Annotated in this window: 17 protein-coding genes; 5 read left to right on the forward strand and 12 right to left on the reverse strand. The window is 27.1% G+C overall.

Annotated elements, in window-relative coordinates; translation table 11 throughout:
• Position 1: 1 nt before the first annotated feature.
• The 12 genes from AVENP_RS04510 to AVENP_RS04565 form a co-directional block, all read right to left on the reverse strand.
• The gene (locus tag AVENP_RS04510; protein WP_128357399.1) at positions 2-2,146 is read right to left on the reverse strand and encodes a RelA/SpoT family protein; all 2,145 of its coding nucleotides are present in this window, start codon (positions 2,144-2,146) and stop codon (positions 2-4) included.
• A gap of 38 nt (positions 2,147-2,184) precedes the next feature.
• Positions 2,185-2,397: a DNA-directed RNA polymerase subunit omega gene (locus AVENP_RS04515; RefSeq protein ID WP_128357398.1), complete on the reverse strand. Its 213-nt coding sequence runs from the start codon at positions 2,395-2,397 to the stop codon at positions 2,185-2,187.
• A gap of 32 nt (positions 2,398-2,429) precedes the next feature.
• Positions 2,430-3,137 (reverse strand): UMP kinase, encoded by a 708-nt coding sequence (gene pyrH, locus AVENP_RS04520; protein ID WP_128357397.1) that lies wholly within the window; start codon positions 3,135-3,137, stop codon positions 2,430-2,432.
• Between the two features lie 54 nt (positions 3,138-3,191).
• Positions 3,192-4,259, reverse strand: coding sequence for an ATP-binding protein (locus tag AVENP_RS04525; RefSeq protein WP_128357396.1), 1,068 nt, complete (start codon positions 4,257-4,259; stop codon positions 3,192-3,194).
• On the reverse strand, positions 4,256-5,191 hold the full coding sequence (gene pdxA, locus AVENP_RS04530) for a 4-hydroxythreonine-4-phosphate dehydrogenase (RefSeq protein WP_128357395.1): 936 nt from the start codon (positions 5,189-5,191) through the stop codon (positions 4,256-4,258). The genes AVENP_RS04525 and pdxA overlap by 4 nt, the downstream gene beginning before the upstream one ends.
• A complete protein-coding gene (locus AVENP_RS04535) occupies positions 5,184-5,969 on the reverse strand; it encodes a pyridoxine 5'-phosphate synthase (RefSeq protein ID WP_128357394.1) in 786 nt (261 codons plus the stop codon). The genes pdxA and AVENP_RS04535 overlap by 8 nt, the downstream gene beginning before the upstream one ends.
• Positions 5,970-6,048: 79 nt before the next feature.
• The gene (locus AVENP_RS04540) at positions 6,049-7,458 is read right to left on the reverse strand and encodes an anthranilate synthase component I family protein (protein WP_128357393.1); all 1,410 of its coding nucleotides are present in this window, start codon (positions 7,456-7,458) and stop codon (positions 6,049-6,051) included.
• Between the two features lie 14 nt (positions 7,459-7,472).
• Positions 7,473-8,450, reverse strand: a complete 978-nt coding sequence (locus tag AVENP_RS04545; RefSeq protein WP_128357392.1) for an SPOR domain-containing protein — start codon at positions 8,448-8,450, stop codon at positions 7,473-7,475.
• Positions 8,451-8,475: 25 nt separating this feature from the next.
• Positions 8,476-9,738 carry a serine hydroxymethyltransferase gene (locus tag AVENP_RS04550; RefSeq protein ID WP_172664211.1) on the reverse strand — a complete coding sequence of 421 codons (1,263 nt, stop codon included), beginning with the start codon at positions 9,736-9,738 and terminating at the stop codon, positions 8,476-8,478.
• Between the two features lie 3 nt (positions 9,739-9,741).
• Positions 9,742-11,268 (reverse strand): lysine--tRNA ligase, encoded by a 1,527-nt coding sequence (gene lysS / locus AVENP_RS04555; protein ID WP_128360259.1) that lies wholly within the window; start codon positions 11,266-11,268, stop codon positions 9,742-9,744.
• A 9-nt stretch (positions 11,269-11,277) separates the two neighbouring features.
• Positions 11,278-12,012 (reverse strand): CvpA family protein, encoded by a 735-nt coding sequence (locus AVENP_RS04560; RefSeq protein ID WP_128360260.1) that lies wholly within the window; start codon positions 12,010-12,012, stop codon positions 11,278-11,280.
• 55 nt (positions 12,013-12,067) lie between these two features.
• Entirely contained in the window at positions 12,068-14,146 is a 2,079-nt protein-coding gene (locus AVENP_RS04565) for an ATP-binding protein (protein ID WP_128360261.1), read from the reverse strand.
• Positions 14,147-14,256: 110 nt separating this feature from the next.
• Here AVENP_RS04565 and ispG point away from each other — a divergent pair, with 110 nt between their 5' ends.
• The 5 genes from ispG (at position 14,257) to AVENP_RS04590 (ending at position 20,193) form a co-directional block, all read left to right on the forward strand.
• Entirely contained in the window at positions 14,257-15,318 is a 1,062-nt protein-coding gene (gene ispG, locus AVENP_RS04570) for a flavodoxin-dependent (E)-4-hydroxy-3-methylbut-2-enyl-diphosphate synthase (RefSeq protein ID WP_128360262.1), read from the forward strand.
• The gene (locus AVENP_RS04575) at positions 15,318-16,760 is read left to right on the forward strand and encodes a replicative DNA helicase (RefSeq protein ID WP_128360263.1); all 1,443 of its coding nucleotides are present in this window, start codon (positions 15,318-15,320) and stop codon (positions 16,758-16,760) included. Before ispG ends, AVENP_RS04575 begins: the two co-directional genes overlap by 1 nt.
• Before the next feature lie 168 nt (positions 16,761-16,928).
• Positions 16,929-18,032, forward strand: coding sequence for a Wzz/FepE/Etk N-terminal domain-containing protein (locus tag AVENP_RS04580; RefSeq protein ID WP_128360264.1), 1,104 nt, complete (start codon positions 16,929-16,931; stop codon positions 18,030-18,032).
• A 1-nt stretch (position 18,033) separates the two neighbouring features.
• Positions 18,034-19,053: a UDP-glucose 4-epimerase GalE gene (gene galE, locus AVENP_RS04585; RefSeq protein ID WP_128360265.1), complete on the forward strand. Its 1,020-nt coding sequence runs from the start codon at positions 18,034-18,036 to the stop codon at positions 19,051-19,053.
• Positions 19,054-19,140: 87 nt separating this feature from the next.
• Entirely contained in the window at positions 19,141-20,193 is a 1,053-nt protein-coding gene (locus AVENP_RS04590; protein ID WP_128360266.1) for an SDR family oxidoreductase, read from the forward strand.
• The last annotated feature ends 1 nt before the right edge of the window (position 20,194 follow it).

Raw genomic sequence — 20,194 nt, forward strand, 5'->3', positions numbered from 1 at the left:
ATTATTTGTTATAAGCATCTTTTTTTGAATAAAATTCTATAACTTTTACTTTTTTTTCTATTATTTTTCTAACTTCATCTATATTTGATTTATTTATCTCAAACTCAATATAACAATATTGGATATATGAGTGAATTTGTCGTCCAAATTCTACGCCTAATATATAAAACTCATAACCAGCCATGTAAGTTAATACTTTTGCTAATTCGCCTCTTGTATTAGGAATACTTATTACCATTTTATATTGATAAACTGTATCTTTTGTCCATTTACAAAAAAGCATTTGTTGATTTGTTTTAATTTTATCGTAGGCTTTATCACACATTTTGTGATGTATTATAGCTTCATTTCCATTTTTAAACGCAACAATATCATCTCCAAACTTTGGATGACAACAGTGGTCAAATGATACAGAACTTATACTGAAATTTGAATATATTAATATATTATCGAACTTAGATTCTTTAATTTTACTAGTAAAAATTTTAAATCTAGTCATTAAACCTTTATGACTTATGATTTTTTTCTCTATAGTTTGTTTTGTATGTTTGAAAAAATCTAAAATTTGAGGTATTTTAAATGGTGATTCAATTGGATAAATTTTTATAATATCATCTGAATATCTTGAGAATACTGTATTAATGATATTTTTCCCTGATAATTCATCTATCTCTTTTTGTCTATGGGTACATAATAATTTAATTTGTTTTTTTGCTCTTGATGTTTTTACCATATCCATCCAAGAGCATCTAACAACTGTGTCATTTCCTAATTCGATTGAAACAATATCTGTACTTTTCAATTCAGTTAAAAGAGGTTTTTTAATTTTATTTATAAAACATCCTATTGCACGTTTACCAATGTTTGTATGAACTGCAAAGGCAAAATCATAAGCTGTAGCACCAACTGGAAGAGTAAACACTTCACCTTTTGGTGAGTATACAATCATCTCTTGTGTATATAAATTATCTTTTGCATCTTGATAAAATTCTTCTACATTTTCATTTGAAAACTCTAAAGATTTTAACCAATTAAGATTTGTTGTATTTTTTGCACCTGTTTTATATTTCCAATGGGCAGCAATTCCAAATTCTGCAATTTTATTCATTTCAAAAGATCTTATTTGAATTTCATAAATTTTTGAATTATAAAAAACAGTTGTATGAATTGTTTGATAACCATTCTCTTTTGGAGTTGCAACATAATCTTTAAATCTTGAAATTAAAGGTTTAAATTCTAAGTGCATATATCCTAGAACTTTATAACAATCTATATCCTCTTCAACTAAAATTCTAATTGCAAATAAATCTAGAACTTCTTCAATAGATATTCCTTTTCTTTGCATTTTTAAATAGATTGAATAATGGTGTTTTATACGGCTATAAATTTTAATTTTACTTAAATCATAACCATTCTTTTCTAATAGATTTTTTGTTGTTGAAATGAATGTATTAAAAGTAAGTTGCATTGCATGTTGTTGTTCTTTTAGAAAGTTATCTATTTTTATATATTCATTTGGATAAATATAAAAAAATGCTAAATCTTCTAAAGTATTTTTTAGTGTCGAGATACCTAATCTATTTGCTATTGGAACATAAACAACTAAAGTCTCTTCTGCAATTCTTTTTTGTTTATTAGCTGGTAAAACACTGAGGGTTAACATATTATGTAATCTATCACAAAGTTTTACAATTAAAACTCTTACATCATCAATTGAAGCAATTAACATTTTTCTAAATGTAAGTGCTGAAGATATTATTTTTGAATCACTTGCTTCACTAGAAGCAATAAATTCATGTTCTCTAATTTCAACAATTTTAGTTAACCCATCAACCATATGAGCAATATCAATTCCCCATGTTTCTTTTATATAGTCTAAAGAGTATTTTGTATCTTCTACGACATCATGTAATAATGCAGCTGCAATTATTGCTTCATCTTTTGAAAAGTGTGCAGTAAGTGAAGCTACTAATATTGGATGAACACAATATGGTTCTCCACTTTTTCTGTATTGACCTTCATGTGCTTCAATAATGAAATTAATTATATCACTGAGTTTTGGAGATATCTCTGTTTGAGTATTAAGTTTGTTAATTGCATCTTCAACAGTATTTATTTGTTGAATTTCTTTGATAAATGGATCCATATGATTAAGACCTAGAGATAAGTTTTAACTTATCTCTATTATTTGTCTACAAAACCTTCTATTTTTAATAAACCACTTGCTATTTCATCAATTGCAATATCAGTATATTTCATTTTTTGTGTATTTTGTTCTAATAATGGTTTAGCACCTTTGCTTAATTCGTCAGCTCTTTGTCCAACTGCTATTGCTAAAACATATCTGTCGTTATCTACTTGTTTTAATGCTTTTGATATTCTTTCTTCTAATCTCATGTAAACTATTCCTTTTGGTATTAATTTAATATTTATCTAACTATTGAACATCTACTATAATCACCGTTGATGATTTTTAGTAAATTGCCTTTTTCATTCATGTTTGCAACAACTATTGGAAGCTTATTATCTTTAGCTAATGCAATTGCTGTATCATCCATAACTCTGATGTGATCTTCTAACGCTCTATCATACGATAAAGTTTCTAATTTCTTAGCATCAGGATATTTCATTGGATCTCTATCATAAACACCATCAACTTTTGTGGCTTTAATTAACATTGATGCACCAATCTCTGTAGCTCTTAAAGTAGCTCCCGTATCAGTAGTAAAATATGGGTTTCCTGTTCCTGCTCCAAAAATAACAACTCTTCCTTTTTCAAGGTGTCTCATTGCTTTTCTAACAATAAATGGTTCTGCAATTTGTTCCATTTTAATAGCTGTTTGCAATCTTGCACTTAAACCTTTGTATTCTAATGCCTCTTGCATAGCAATACCGTTTATTACAGTTCCTAACATTCCCATATAATCAGCACTTGTTCTTTTAATAACACCATCAGCTGCTGCTGTTACTCCTCTGATTATATTTCCACCACCAATTACAATACCAACTTCGATACCATTTTCAACTAAACTTTTTATCTCTTCAGCAATATAATCTAATATTTGAGTATCAATACCATAACCCTCAGCGCCTGCTAATGCTTCACCTGAAAATTTTACAAGTACTCTTTTGTTCATATGCATATCCTTGTGTAATTTTTGGATTTTATCTAAAAAATCATTAACAAATACTTAGCTTAGTGCCCATTCATAAAATGGAATAATATTAATCTTTAGTTTTGGATCAGAAATCTTTTCATTATTTGAAATCGTGATAATATTAATCTCATTTATTTCAAATTCATGGGCAGATTTTATTATTTTTTTTAGTGCATTATTCATTAAAAATCTATTAAAAAATGGAATAGGAACTATGGCAATATTTTTTGATTTAATATAAAAATCAATATTGTCTAAATAATAAATATCTTTATATTTATTTACTAATTCTAAAAAAATCATATTTGAAAACTCATTTTTAAACTTTTTTACATGAGAAATTGCATTTAAAAAAGAGTGATTGTAAACATAAATTTTTTTTACTGATTTTTTTTGATTATATTTTTGTAAAAAGTAGATTGATTTATTATCTTCATAAATTTTACAAGTTTCATAAAATTTGTCTTTTGATATTTTGATTTTTGATTTTAAATTATTAAATAATTGAAAAAGAGATTTTTTTTCATCAATATTTTCTATTAATATTTTAAAAATTTCATATTGAGTTTCATCTTTACATTGAAGTTCAATTATCTCTTGTAAACGATGGATTCTTTTGTGTTCATCAATGTTTATAAGTTCTGGTAAATTTCCGAATTTTAGAAAACTATTAAAACTTTGAGTTATATTTTGATGTCTATTATCATGTAATAAATACTCTTCAAAATCTAAAGGATTTATTATGATATTTTCAAATCCTCTTATTTTTTTTGGAGTTAAAGTTGAAATTATTATGTTTTCACAATTTGGAAGTTCAAACTGGAAATCAAAATTTTCTAATACTAAAACAATTATTTCATTCATTCTTATAAATTTTTCGAGATTTTTAGAAACATCAATAACTTCATTTCTTAAATCAGAAAAATCGATATAAAGGTACTCTTTTGGTTTAAAAGTAGATAGGAAATCATAAATTAAATAACTCTTACCTGTTTTAAAAGCACCACTTATGATGGTTTTTGGTTCTTCAATTTTTATTTTTCGCTCCATGAAGTTAACTTTTGTGAAGTTAATTTCATAACAAGCTTCTAAGGTTCTCATTTTTTGTTAGAGATTAAAATAATTGCTTCTTTTATTGCGTTTACATAACTTTTTGTGTTAATTTTTTCATTTTTGTATGCAATATTAAAAGCAGTTCCATGGTCAACAGAAGTTCTAATTATTGGAAGATTTAAACTTACATTTATACTTTGGTCAAAATAAAGAGCTTTTAATGGTGCTAATCCTTGGTCATGATACATTGCAACGAAATATTTGTAGTTTTTTCTTGAAACTGGCGAAAATGCAGTGTCTGGAACTAATGGACCTTTGAAAATATTTTTATCTAAAGCTTTATTTGCTTTTTTTATTGCTTTAAAAATCTCAACTTCTTCATCACCTAAAACCCCATTATCGCTTGCATGTGGATTAAGTCCTAAAACTGCAATATTATCGTTTTTAACATTTTTATAAAAATCAATTAAAAAAGTAGTTAAGTCTTGCTCATTAATCTTTTTTGCAACTTTTTTAAGTGGAATATGTTCTGTAAAAAGTCCCACGAACATTTTTTTACATCCAAGCATCATAATGGCATTTTTACCAAAATAATCCCTTAAAACTTCAGTGTGACCTTTGTATTTAATATCAGCTTTACTCCATGACTCTTTATTAATTGGAAGTGTACAAACAGCATCAACTTCTTTTGTATTTGCTAAATTAATTGCATCCATAAATGAATCATAAGAGTATCTTCCAGCTTTTTTAGAAACTGTTCCTGCTTTTATTTCAAATTCACCTTTTGTTTTAAAAATTTCAAAATCTTTTGGAATTTCCATTTTTAATTCATCAGACGCAAGTTTTAACATCTTTGAATTTATACAATAAACAGGATGGCAAATTTTAGATATTTTTTCATGGCATTTTAAAGCAATTTCAATTCCAATACCATTTAAATCACCTATACTAATTGCAATTTTTGGTTTTATATTAGTCATTTTTTATTAACTCTTTCATATCAATTATAGCTGTTTTTAGACCTGTAAAAACAGAACGAGCAATAATACTTTGCCCAATATTTAACTCTTCAATTTCAGGTATTTTTGAGATTAATGTAACATTTTGATAATTTAATCCATGACCTGCTGCTACTTTTAAATTTAGTTTTTTTGCTAATTTTGATGAAGTTTCAATCTCTTTTATAGATTTATTTAATCTACTTTTTAACTCATTTTTACTTAATTCTAACTCTTTAATACTATGGTGAGTTTGAGCTAGATTTGAATGAAGCATTGCATAAACATTTGCAAAAGTTCCAGTATGAAGTTCTACAAATTCAACTTCAAGTTGGCTTGAAAGTTCAATTATCTCTTCATTTGGATCAATAAATAGTGAAACTTCAATCTCATTTTCATGAAGTTTATCTATAACTTTTTGAAGTTTTTCATAATTTCCTTTTACATCAAGTCCACCCTCAGTTGTAACTTCATTCCTATTTTCAGGAACTAAAGTTGCTCGAGCTGGTTTTAATTTACAAACAATATCAATAATATCACTGTTTATTGAGCACTCTAAATTAATTGGAAGTGATGATTGTTTAATAATAGCAATAGCGTCATTATCATGAATATGTCGTCTATCTTCTCTTAAATGAATTGTAATTTGATCTGCACCTGCAAGTTTACAAATACTAAGTGCGTCAAGAGGATTTGGATCGTTTATTTTTCTAGCTTCTCGCAAAACGGCGATGTGATCAATATTTACACCAAGTAACAATTTGAATCCTTTAATATTGGCTTTTTTCTATGGAATAATAGCCAATATTAAATAAAGAAGTCTTTGAGGGAGTTTGTGATTAAAATAAATCTTTTAATGTAGAAATATTTGCTGCTAGTTTATTATGAACTTCTAGATATTCATCATCAGGATTAGAATCAGCAACAACACCAGCTCCTGCTTGGAATATTACAGTATCTTCTGTAAGCATTGTAGTTCTAATTGTAATTGCACTATCCATATTACCATCAAAACCAAAATAAGCAATACTTCCTGAATAGAAGTTTCTTTTTATTCCCTCAAATTCAGCGATTAATTCCATTGCTCTAATTTTTGGAGCTCCTGTCATTGTTCCTGCTGTGAAAGTTGCCATAAATAAATCAAACATATCATATTTGTCATCAATGATTGCTTCCACATCTGAAACAATATGCATAACATGAGAGTATTTTTCAATTCTCATTAAATCTGTAACTTTTACAGTTCCAGGTCGAGCTACTCTTCCAACATCATTTCTACCTAAATCTACAAGCATTAAGTGTTCAGCTCTCTCTTTAATATCATTGATCAGTTCATTTTCCATCTCAAGGTCTTTTTCTAAAGTTCGACCTCTTTTTCTAGTTCCTGCAATTGGTCTTAAAAGAAGATGACCATCAACTAATCTAATCATAACTTCAGGAGAACTTCCTGCAATTGTGAATTTCTCAAATTGGAGTAAAAATAGATATGGACTAGGATTTTTACTTCTTAGTGCTCTATAAAAACTTAGATGATCAACAACAGCTTTTTGAATAAATCTATTTGAGATTAAAATTTGGAAAATATCTCCTGCTTTTATTTTTTCTTTTGCTTTTTTAATAGTCTCAAAAAATTGTTCTTTTGTGTAGTTAAATTTTCCATCATCAAGAGGTGTAGCTTTTTTTAATGGAGTAAATTCATAGTTACTTAGAAGTTCTTTTTCTATTAAATCTAAATCTTTTTCTTTTTCCGGCATTGAAGTTATAATTACTAATTTTGAAGTTTTATGTGAAAAACCTAGAATTATTTTAGGTCTTATTAAATCTAAATCAGGAATATGTAGTTGATCAACTAAAGAACTCATTGATTTTTTTAGTTTTGGTTCAAACTCTTTTCCTATATCATAACCCACATTCCCAATAAATCCATCAATTAGTCCAATTCCTAATTCTAAAGATTTATTTTTGTAAAATTCTTTGTCAAAATTTTTATAATATTTTTTTAAAAAAAATAAAGGATTAGAGTCTACTTCTGAAACTTCTTGTTTCTCATTTTTGTAAAAACAAGTTCCATTTTCATACCAAACTCTTTCTCTATCTCCAATAACTATATAAGAATGGTTCCCTGTACTTGAGTTAATTGTACTTTCATATAAAAATGTTATTTCATTTTCATATAATTTTTTAACTTTTTCATATATTGAAACAGGTGTGAATTGGTCTAAAAATAGCTCTTTACTATAAAAATTCATTAATATCTACTTTTTTAAAATTTAACTACAAATGCACTTGTTACATTTAGTTTTTGTTTTACATCATTTACATTTTCACTAGCAGCAGCTTTTGATGAATAAGGTCCAATTAATACTTTATTGTAAGAAATTCCTTTTACAACATCTTGATATATTTTATATTTAAAATTTTCAGATCTAATAGTATTAATATAACTATCTGATGGTTTTTTTGTAAATGCTCCAATTTGTATAAAATATCCACTTGAAATACTACTTGATGAAGATGAATTATTACTAGAAGGGGTATCAACTAAGTCTTTTATAGAAGATTTTTTTGTTTCAACTCTTTTTTGAACAATCTCTTCTTTTGGAACACTTACTGTTTTTTCTTTTGTACTAGCTTTACTTTTTTCAACTTTTTTTATAGTTTGATCAATCGCTTCATCTGAAATTCCTTTTGAAGGAGAGTAATTTTCTGCTTCTTTTTGTAAATTCTCAAAAGCTTGTAAATTAGTATTATCTTCAGGTTTAGTACTATCTTGTGTTTGACTTGGTGTTGTTCCTTGAATTTCTGGCACCATTGGTTCATTTGTATCTTTTTTTACTCTTTCATTAATGATTTTTTGAAAATTTTCTTCTATGTTGTCATTTTCAGATAATTTTTTCATTTCTGTTGAGTTTGCACCATTTGATGTGAATTGATCTTCTTTTGGTGCATCATTAGTTAAAAGGCGAATAATAATTATAGTTAATAAAAATAAAACTACAAGAACAATACCTAAAATTAGGTATTTTTTCTTATTGTCTTCATTTGAACTAATAGATGAACCAAGCATTATATTATCAAGCTCATGATCATTTTGATCTATATTATCATTTCTTTCCAAAATAACAGAGTCATTATTAATTGACATTTCTACTTCTTCAAGTTCATTTAACTTTCGTTCTAATTCTTCTCTTTCTTGTTGAATTTGAACTTTTTTTATAAACTCATCACCTTTTATCTGCATTACTTATCCTTATATAAAAAAGAGACTAGAAAGTCGATTTATTGTAAATCACAAAATTCCCAGCTAATTCTTCTAATTCTTTATTTATTTTTGCATGAAGAGCTGTATCTTCAATATTATCTAATACATCACAAATCTTATTTGCAATTATTTCAAACTCTTTCTCTTTCATCCCTCGTGCTGTTAATGCTGGAGATCCAATTCTTATACCACTTGTTACAAATGGACTTCTTGTCTCACCTGGAACTGTATTTTTATTTACTGTAATTCCAGCATTCCCTAAAGCTGCATCTGCATCTTTACCACTGAACGGTTTATTTAAAAAACTTACTAATACTAAGTGATTATCTGTTCCACCTGAAACTAAATCATATCCTCTTTTTATTAATACATCAGCTAATACTTTTATATTTGCTTTTACTTGTTTTGCGTAATCTTTCCATTTTGGATCTAAGATTTCTTTAAATGCTACTGCTTTTGCAGCAATTACATGAACAAGTGGTCCACCTTGAATTCCTGGGAAAATAGCTGAATTTATTTTTTTAGCAATATCTTCATCATTTGTTAAAATCATACCACCTCTTGGACCTCTTAAAGTCTTATGAGTTGTAGTTGTTACAACATGAGCATAAGGGAATGGACTCATATGTTCACCAGCAGCAACAAGACCAGCAATATGTGCAATATCAGCAAATAAAATTGCTCCTACAGCATCAGCTATTTCTCTAAATTTAGCAAAATCAATTTCTCTTGCGTATGCACTAGCTCCACAAACAATAATTTTTGGTTGAGCAATTTTAGCAATTTCCATAACTTTATCATAATTGATTCTACCATCAAGTTCAACACCATAATAAAATGCAGAATAGTTTTTACCAGAAAAACTTGGTTTTGATCCATGAGTTAAATGTCCACCATGAGATAAATCCATACCAAGGATTCTATCACCAGCATTTATTAATGCAGCATAAACAGCACCATTAGCTTGAGAACCCGAATGAGGTTGAACATTAGCATACGAACAACCAAAGATTTCACAAGCTCTGTCAATTGCTAATTGCTCAACAGCATCAGCAAACTCACAACCACCATAATATCTTTTGTAAGGATAACCTTCCGCATATTTGTTAGTAAAAACAGAACCCATAGCTTGCATAACAGCTGGACTTGTAAAGTTTTCACTTGCAATCATCTCTAAGTGATTTGTTTGTCTTTTTAATTCATTCTCGATTATGTCAAATACTTCTTTATCTGCTTGTTCTAGCGTTGCGTTTGTTATGTAATTCATTGATTATTCTCCTTGTTCATCTTCATAAAGATTTATTTCTTGTTTAATTGGTTTCATAGCTGGGAATAGTAATACATCTCTAATTGAGTGTTCATTTGTAAGCATCATTACTAATCTATCAATACCAATACCTTGACCTGCTGTTGGTGCCATACCATAAGATAAAGCATTTACAAAGTCTTCATCCATCTCATGAGCTTCATCATCTCCACCAGACTCTTTTGCTGCCATTTGACCTTCAAATCTTTGAAGTTGATCAAGTGGGTCATTTAACTCTGAGAATGCATTTGCAATCTCTTTTCCTGCAATAAATAATTCAAATCTATCAGTTAAATGTGGTTTTTCATCATTTCTTCTAGCAAGTGGAGAAATTTCAACAGGGTACTCTGTAATGAATGTTGGATTTATAAGTTTTGCTTCAACATATTCATCAAATAATTCACCCTGAAGTTGCCCAATATTCATTTTAGCATTTACTTCTAGTTTATTTTCTTTCATAAATGCAATAATTTTATCTTTATCTTCAACAATATCAGAAGGCACTCCACCAATTTCTACTAAAGATTGGATTAATGGAATTTCTGTAAATTTACCAAAATCTATTTTTAACTCTCCATAAGGTAAAACTGTTGGTAAGTCTAAATGTTCAAATAAATATTCAAAATACTCTTTTGTTAAAATAATTAAATCTTTATATGTTTTATAAGCCCAATAAAATTCAATTGAAGTAAATTCTGGATTATGTGTTGCATCCATTCCTTCATTTCTAAAGTTTCTATTGATTTCAAATACAGCTTCAAATCCACCCACGATTAATCTTTTTAAATATAACTCAGGAGCAATTCTTAAAAATCTATCAATTCCTAAAGCATTATGATGAGTAACAAATGGTTTTGCATTTGCTCCACCTGCAATTGGGTGCATCATTGGAGTTTCAACTTCTAAGAAACCTTTATTTTCAAAAAATCTTCTAGTTAAACTTATAACTTTTGATCTAATATGGAAAGTTTTTCGTACTTCTGAATTCATAATTAAATCTAAATATCTTTGTCTATATCTTAACTCTTTATCTTGAATACCATGATATTTTTCTGGAAGTGGTGAAATAGCTTTTGTAAGTATTTTTAAATCATTTGCATGAAGTGAAAGTTCACCATGTCCAGTTACAAAAGGAAATCCAGTTACTTCAACAATGTCTCCCACTTCAACAATTTTTTTGAAAATATCATTATAGAAACCTTCTGGTAAATGATCTCTTGACAGATATATTTGAAGAATTCCACTCTCATCTTCTATTTTTAAAAAAGAAGCTTTACCCATTAATCTAAAAAGTTTTATTCTTCCAGCAACTGTGTAAAATCTATTCTCATCTCTTTTATCTTCCATGTTTACAATATCACTATTTACATTTAGATATTTTGCAATTGTACAATTTCTTAAGCTTTCATTCGAATAAGGATTAATTCCTAGTTCTCTTAATTTTTCTGCTTTTTCTATTCTTTGTTGTATATATTTATTTTCAAACAATATTAAATCCCTTTATTTATTTTCTTCTGATTTGTTAGCTATACTTTTTAATTTATCTCTCGTAGTATCAATTTGTTCTTGAGTTGCTGCTTTTGTTTCTTCAAATTTTTCTTGAATATTATTTACAATCTCTTCTTGAACAGCACCTTTTACACTTTGAGTAGTTGATTCAACACCTTCTTTTATACTGTTTTTAGTTTCATCTAAAATCTCAGAAGTTTTTGCTGAATCTATTACTTTGTCAACGCTATTTGTAATTACACTTGTATCAAGTTTAATTATGTATGAACCAACACTTATTAAATGGGGCATTACATAAGAATTTGCAAATTTTTCATCTATTAATTTTCTAAATGATTGAACTTGATATAAAGCATATGCAATAACTGAAAATATTAAAAATACTTTTGCTGCACCAAATAAAAATCCAAAAATCCTATCCACAACACCTAATCCACTTGCAGAAAAGATTTTACTAACAATTACGCCAAGAAAATAAACAATTAACCAAAAACCAATTAGTGCAATAATAAAACCAATTAATTTTATAGTTGCTTCACTTTGAATAGCTAAAATTGGAGCAATTGCATCTCCAACATCTTTTGAAATTCTTGATGCCACAAAAATCGCACCAATGATACCAACAATTCCAAATATTTCTTTTATTAATCCTCTAAATAGTCCTTTAAGTCCCAATATTAGAGTAATAGTTATAATAATTAAGTCAAAAATAGAAAAATCTTGCATACCGCCCCTTTTCTTATAATTCGTGCATTGTATCTAATCTTTACAAAATAGAAGTTTAATTAAAATCAATAATAAAACTTGCCCCTGTATAATTCTTGTTTTCATAAGTATAAGTTACATTTTTTATATCAATTTTATAACCTAAATTTTTAACAAAAATTTCATTTACTATATATAATCCAAGTCCAACCCCAAAAGCTTCATGTTTCGTTGTAAAATATGGTTCTAGAATTTTTGAAATAATATCTTCATTTATTCCATTTGCTGAATCTTTTATTTCTAAGATTTTATTTTTAAATTCAATAAATATAAATCTATCATTGATATCTTTATTGGAAATTAATGCGTGAATAGAATTATCTAAAATATTAAAAATTGCTTGTGAAAAATCACTTTTATTACAATTTAAAATTAAATCATTATCATAAACTAATGAACATTTTATATTATTTTCTTTTAAAATTAAATGTAAAAAGTTTTTAGTATTCATAACACTTTCTACTAATTGAAAGTTTGTTATTTCTCCTTCTTTATTAAAAAAATTTGTAAAATTTTCTATTGTAAGAGATAATTTATTTGTATTATCAATTATTGAATCGCACGATTCATTAAAAGTAATATCATTTAGTAAATTTAGCTCTTTTTGAAGTTTCATTCCACTTGTAATCGTACTTATAACACTTAAAGGTTGTCTCCACTGATGAGCAATATGATTAAGAGTATCTGAAATAGCAGCAATTTTTGATTGTTGAAAGAGTATTCTGTCTTTTTCTTTGTTATTTTCTATTTGTAATATTTCTTGAGTTATATCTGTTAAAGTAACAATAATTAATTCTTGAAGTTTAAATTTTGAGCATTTAATAGAAAAATGTGTTATTTCATTTTTCATATTTTTCATGGCAACTCTAAAGTTTTTTGTTGGATTTGCAAGTATATACTCTGCCCAATTTTTTCCATTATAATATTTTTCAATGATATATATGTCATCTTTCATATCAATAAAAGAAGTACAAATACACTTATATTTTTTTACAAAACTGCTTAAATCATTTGTATCACTAAAGAATTCGTACAATCTTTGATTTGAATCAATTAATTCAATCCCATTTGTAATTACAATTATATTTTGTTGAGAATTAAGAATTGATTCTTTTTTTTGTTCTTGAATTTTCAACTGTTTTAGATAATTTGAATATAAATAAAGTAAAAAAGAGAAGAAAATAATTATCAATGCAATCACAGAAATCATTATAATTTGAATTTTAAAAGATTTCACTATTTGAATATCAATATCATTTAAATCCACAAAATTTATAATGTCTCCTAATCTTTCATGTTTATCATTAAAAAGATTATATTTTGAAATTAAATAATTTTTTTCAATTATGTAAGTATCAATATTTAAATAGTTTTCTATTTTATTGTTACTAAGATAATTAATTAAGTCTTTATCAGCATTTTTATTTGCTATATAATAGTCACCTATAAATGTTTTTGTGTAAGGAAGTTTGAGAACTTCTTTATATTTTTTATCTGTAATTACAATCGAATTAATATTATTTTCTTTTAAATCATTAGCAATTGAATCAAAATGGCTAATTACTTCAATTGCTCCTAAAAAATTATTTTCTTTATCAAGAATAGGTGATCTGGCTTTTATTGTCATTGAATATAAAGCTACACTGATCGAAGTTGAAATTGTTTTATTTTCAATAAAATTCTTTAAATCTTTTCTAAAAAGAAGATTATCTCCTTTTTTATCAGTCCATGAACGATAGATACTATTTCCATTTTTATCAACAATTTGAATCCAAATATTTTTGAATTTCGTATTATCTCTCATTTGTTGGGAAATTTCTTTGTAATTAAAATTATCATATTGCCCATTGATAATAAATTTTTGTAATTCATTATCTTTAGCAAGTGCTAAAGCTATTGATAAAGTGGCATCTCTTTTATTTTTTAAAAAATTATCAGTTAATTTTAAAATATTTTTATTTGTTGAATCATAAATAGAAGTTAGAAGAGTTTTTTGTTTATCTAAAATATAGTAGTACGTTCCTGAGACTATAAATATAGTTAAAATTAAAAATGAGATGATAGCAATGAAAATATTTTTTTTATTTTTGTACATTAATTATAGACTTATTAGTAGATTTATATGTATTGATTGTATTAAAAGATAACTTTTCTTTTGATTAAGGTTTTCATTTAGAATTAATAAATTTGTGATAAAATCACACCATGATAAAAAGATACCCAACTAAACAAATATTCGTCGGAAATGTACCGATTGGTGGCGATGCTGCTATTCCTGTACAATCAATGACATTCACAAAAACATCAGATGTAAAAGCAACAGTTGAACAAATTACAGCTTTACATTTTGCTGGTGCTGATATAGTAAGAGTTGCTGTTCCAAATATGGAAGCAGCCTTAGCGTTAAAAGAGATTAAATCACAAGTTTCACTACCACTTGTAGCAGACATTCATTTTCATTATAAATTAGCTTTAATTGCTGCTGAAGTTGTAGATTGTATTAGAATAAATCCTGGAAATATTGGAGATAGAAAAAGAGTTCAAGAAGTTGTTAAGGCTTGTATAGAGCGAAATATACCTATTAGAATTGGAGTAAATTCAGGGTCGCTTGAAAAACAGTTTGAAGATAAATATGGACAAACACCTGAGGGTATGGTTGCAAGTGCTGATTATAATATCAAATATCTTGAAGATTTAGGTTTTACAAATATGAAAATTTCTCTAAAAGCTAGTGATGTTCAAAGAACAGTTGAAGCTTATAGAAGATTAAGACCTATGAATAACTATCCATTTCACCTTGGAGTAACAGAAGCTGGAACACAATTTCACTCAACAATCAAATCTTCAATTGCTTTAGGTTCACTTTTACTTGATGGAATAGGTGATACTTTAAGAGTTTCAATGACTGGAGAACTTGAAGAAGAGATAAAAGTAGGGCGTGCAATTTTAAAAGATGTTGGAATTGCAAAAGATGGTTTGAATATTGTTTCATGTCCTACTTGTGGAAGAATTGAAGCAGATTTAGTAAGTGCAGTTAGTGAAATAGAAAAAAGAACAAAACATATAAAAACTCCACTTGATGTTTCAGTTATGGGTTGTGTTGTAAATGCAATCGGAGAAGCAAAATCTGCTGATGTTGCAATTGCTTTTGGAAAAGGAAGCGGACTTGTAATGAAAAAAGGTGAAATTATTGCCAAATTGTCAGGAGATGCGTTGATAAATAGATTTATAGAAGAAGTTGAAATCGAAGCAGAAAAAAGAAAATAATGGATAGCGTATATAGTATAAATATAGAAAGAGCTGTTTTAAGTTCTATTTTATTTAACCCTGAAGAACTTGAAGATGTTTTAGGCGTATTAAAACCTAAAGATTTTTATTTACCTGCACATAAAAAAATATTTGAGGTAATGGTAAAACTTCATAACGATGATATGCCCATTGATGAAGAATTTATAAGAAAAAGAGTTGATGCAAAAGATGTTGATGACTCAATTTTATTAGAAATTTTATCAGCTAATCCAATTACGAATACTTTAGCATATGTAAGAGAAATCAAAGATGGTTCAGTAAAAAGAGAGTTAGCAACACTCGCAACAACAATAAAAAAAGTAGCCATTGAAGAAGAAATGAGTGCAAATGAAGCACTTGATACAATTCAAGGTGAACTTTATAAAATCTCTACAGATTCTGCAACTAGCGAATTAAAAGATATGAAAGCTATAACTCATGATACTCTTTCATATATAGAGCAAATGAAAAAGATGGGGAATAAACATCTAATAGGTGAAACAACCGGATTTGAGGCACTTGATAGAAGAACAACAGGTTTTAACTCAGGGGATTTAATTATAATTGCTGCACGTCCTGCGATGGGGAAAACAGCACTTGTTTTAAATATGGCTTTAAAAAATGTTGAAGCTGGAAAAGGTGTAATATTTTTCTCCCTAGAAATGCCAGCAGAACAATTAATGTTAAGGATGTTATCTGCTAAAACTTCAATTCCATTACAAAATCTTAGAAAAGGTGATATGGACGATCAACAATGGACTAACTTAAGTGGTGCATTTGATGATTTAAATACTAAAAAACTTTTTGTTGATGATGGTGGAAGTATTAATATTAATCAACTTCGTGCGAGAGTGCGAAAACTTGCTCAGAATGAATCTAATAATATAAAACTTGTTATCATCGATTACCTTCAACTAATGCAAGGAACTGGAAATAAAGATAGACACCAAGAGGTTTCTGATATTTCAAGGGGTTTAAAAATGCTTGCAAGGGAGATGAAAATTCCTATTATTGCCCTTTCTCAGTTAAATAGGGGACTTGAAAATAGACCAGATAAAAGACCAATGTTATCAGATTTAAGAGAATCTGGAGCAATTGAGCAAGATGCTGATATTATCATGTTTGTTTATAGGGATGATGTTTATAAAGAGAGAGATGAAGCAAGAAAAGAGAAAGAAGCAAAAGATAAAGGTGAAGATTATAAATCAAAATTTATAAATAAACCAGAAGAAGAGGCAGAAGTAATAATAGGAAAACAAAGAAATGGACCAATTGGTACTGTAAAACTTAACTTCCAAAAAGCACTTACAAGATTTGTTGATAAAGAGAATGAGCATAATAGTTCGCCAATAGAGATGGTGTTTGAAAATATTGCAGACACTGAGAGAGAAACAAATATTGATATACCAGATATTTTGTAGAAATGTGTAAACTTGTTATTAGATAAATGGTTGTATAATCGCCATTTATAATAATAAATTCATTTAAATAATAATATTATAGGTACAAATTCTCCTTATGTGAAAAAAAGAGTCATTAGTGAGTCATTTGATTAGATATAATCACGAACTTAATTTTAGGAAATTACATTGCAAAACAAAGAGCATATATTAGAAGACGAAATAGATTTAAAAGAATTATTTCATATACTTAACAATAAAAAGTTTTTTATATTAATTATAACTTTAGTTGTAACTTTAGTAGGTGTAATTTATATTACTATGAAAAAATCTATATATGAAGTAAAATCTGTAGTTAGAATTGGTTATATAAATTCTACTTTAGTTGAAAATAGTAATATTTTAGAAACAAAACTTAGATTGATTTTTGCAGGTAATAATGAATCAAAAATTACAAAAGATGATGGTATTTTAACTGCTGTATCAGGTATTAAGAAAGTTGATAATTTTTTAGAAATTACAACTCAAGCATATTCAAATGAAATAGCCATTAAAAAAAATAAAGAAGTAGTAGAATTTTTGCAAAATGAGTATAAATACAAAATAGATGAATTTATATTAAAAACAAATTTAAATATAAAAAATATAGAAAGTCAATTATTATATGTTGAAACTATAGATAAACCTAATATAAAACAAAGTATACAAAAAATAAAAGAACAACAAATCCCTCGGATAGACCAAGAAATTGACCTACTTAAAAATGTTGAGTTGAAATCTATAGAAAATAAATTAGAATTTAATCAGAAAAAATTAAATGAGTATCAAAATGATAGTATGAAGATAACAAATCAAAAATCAACTGATAATAGTCAAAATATGCTTATGTCTGTACAGCTTTTAAATACTCAGAATTTGATTTTAAGTATACAAAATACGATAGAAAATTTAAAAAAAGAAAAAGAAAATATATTAAATCTTAAGTTAAAAGATTTAGAGATGAAAAAAGAAAATTTAATTAATGAAGACATAAAAAGATTAGAAATAGAATTAAATATGAATTTAGAGAAGAAAATAAATGATTTAAATAATAATTTAGATTTTGAAAAATTAAAACTTACAAATTCAATAGCAAAAAACAGTGAAATAATAGGAAATATTATGGTAAATGAAGAACCTATAAAACCTAATAAAATTATTATTGTAGTTTTCTTTGTTGTAGGGATTATATTATCGTTTTTTTTAGTATTTTTCATGCAATTTATTAATAGTATGAGAGAAGAAAAGAAATAAATTGAAAATTTTAATAACGGGTGGAGCTGGATATATCGGCTCTCATACACTTATTGAATTAGATAAATCAGGCTATGATTTTATTGTATTTGATAACTTATCAAACTCATCAAAAGAAAGTATAAAAAGAGTAGAAAAGATTATAAATAAATCTATTTATTTTGAAGAAGGTGATGTTAGAGATAAAAAAGCTTTAGAAGAAGTTTTTAAAAAATATGATATAGACTCAGTGATTCATTTTGCAGGACTTAAATCTGTAGGTGAATCGGTTTGTGAACCTTTAAAGTATTATGATAACAATATAACAGGAACTTTAGTTTTATTAGAGGTTATGGAAAAATTTAATTGTAAAAAGATAGTATTTAGCTCTTCAGCAACTGTTTATGGAAATCCAAGTTCAAATCCAATAAAAGAAGATTTCTCAGTAGGAAATACTACAAATCCTTATGGTAGAACAAAATATTTTATAGAAGAGATATTAAAAGACCTTTATTCAAGTGATAACTCTTTTCAAATAGCAATATTAAGATATTTTAATCCAGTTGGTGCCCATGAAAGTGGAACTATTGGAGAAGATCCAAATGGAATTCCAAATAATCTTATGCCTTTTATAGCACAAACAGCTGTAGGTAAAAGAGAATTCTTGAGTATTTTTGGTGGAGATTATGATAGTGCTGATGGAACAGGTGTTCGAGATTATATCCATGTGGTTGATTTAGCTTGTGGACATGTCAAAGCAATTGATTATTTAAATAAAAAAACTAGAATTGAACCTTTGATTGTAAATTTAGGAACAGGAATAGGTTATAGCGTATTAGATATGGTAAAAGCATTTGAAAAAGCAAGTGGGAAAATTATACCATACAAAATAGTAGAAAGAAGAGAGGGAGATATCTCAACTTGTTATTCAAATCCAAGCTATGCAAAAGAGATTTTTGATTGGGAAGCTAAAAAAACAATTGAAGATATGTGTATTGATAGCTGGAAATGGCAAAGTAATAATCCTGATGGATATAATTAAAATTGATATGTGAGATAATAAACTTATTAAATATTAAGGAAAATTAATATTATAGTAAAAATGATTTTGTGTGAAGGAATATAATAAATGAAATATGATGAAATAAAAAAAGAATTATTAGTTAATCCAAAAACTTGGCTTGTTTCAGGCGTAGCTGGATTTATTGGTTCAAATTTAGCAGAAGAATTACTAAAATTAAATCAAAAAGTAGTAGGCCTTGATAATTTCGAAACAGGTCATAAATACAATCTTGAACATGTAAAGAATTCTGTATCTAAGAATCAATGGAACAACTTTACTTTTATTGAAGGTGATATTAGAAACTATGAAACTTGTAATGAAGTTACTAAAAATATAGATGTAATTCTTCATCAAGCTGCACTTGGTTCAGTTCCAAGATCTATTGATAATCCAGTTAATACAAATGCTTCGAATGTAAGTGGATTTTTAAATATGCTTACAGCAGCTAAAGATAATGGTGTAAAAAGATTTGTTTATGCATCAAGTTCATCTGTTTATGGTGATTCTGCAGAACTTCCAAAAGTAGAGGCAAGAACAGGAAATCTTCTTTCACCTTATGCAGTTACTAAATACGTAAATGAACTTTATATGGGTGTTTTTTATAAATGTTATAATTTCGAATCAATAGGACTTAGATATTTCAATGTATTTGGTAAAAGACAAGATCCAAATGGCGCTTATGCGGCTGTTATGCCAAAATGGATATCTCAAATGATAAATGGTGAAGATGTATTTATAAATGGTGATGGAGAAACTTCAAGAGATTTTACTTATATTGATAATGTAGTTCAAGCAAATATATTGGCTGGAACTACAACAAACTCTCAGGCTTTTGCAAAAGCTTATAATACAGCCGCATCAGGAAGAGAGACTCTAAATAATCTTTTTTCTGCTATTAAAAATGGTTTAGAAGAAAAACTTCCTAACCTAAAAATCAAAGATGCGATATATAGGGATTTTAGAGCTGGAGATATAAGACACTCAAATGCAAATATAGATCAAGCAAAACAACTTTTAGGATATGAACCAACACATAACTTAGAAGAAGGTTTAAAAGAATCTCTTAGTTGGTATATAAATGATATTAAAGGAAATAAATTAAATGACAAATGTAAATAAT

This window comes from Arcobacter venerupis, from assembly GCF_013201665.1.
In the GTDB taxonomy this organism is placed as follows: Bacteria; Campylobacterota; Campylobacteria; order Campylobacterales; family Arcobacteraceae; genus Aliarcobacter; species Aliarcobacter venerupis.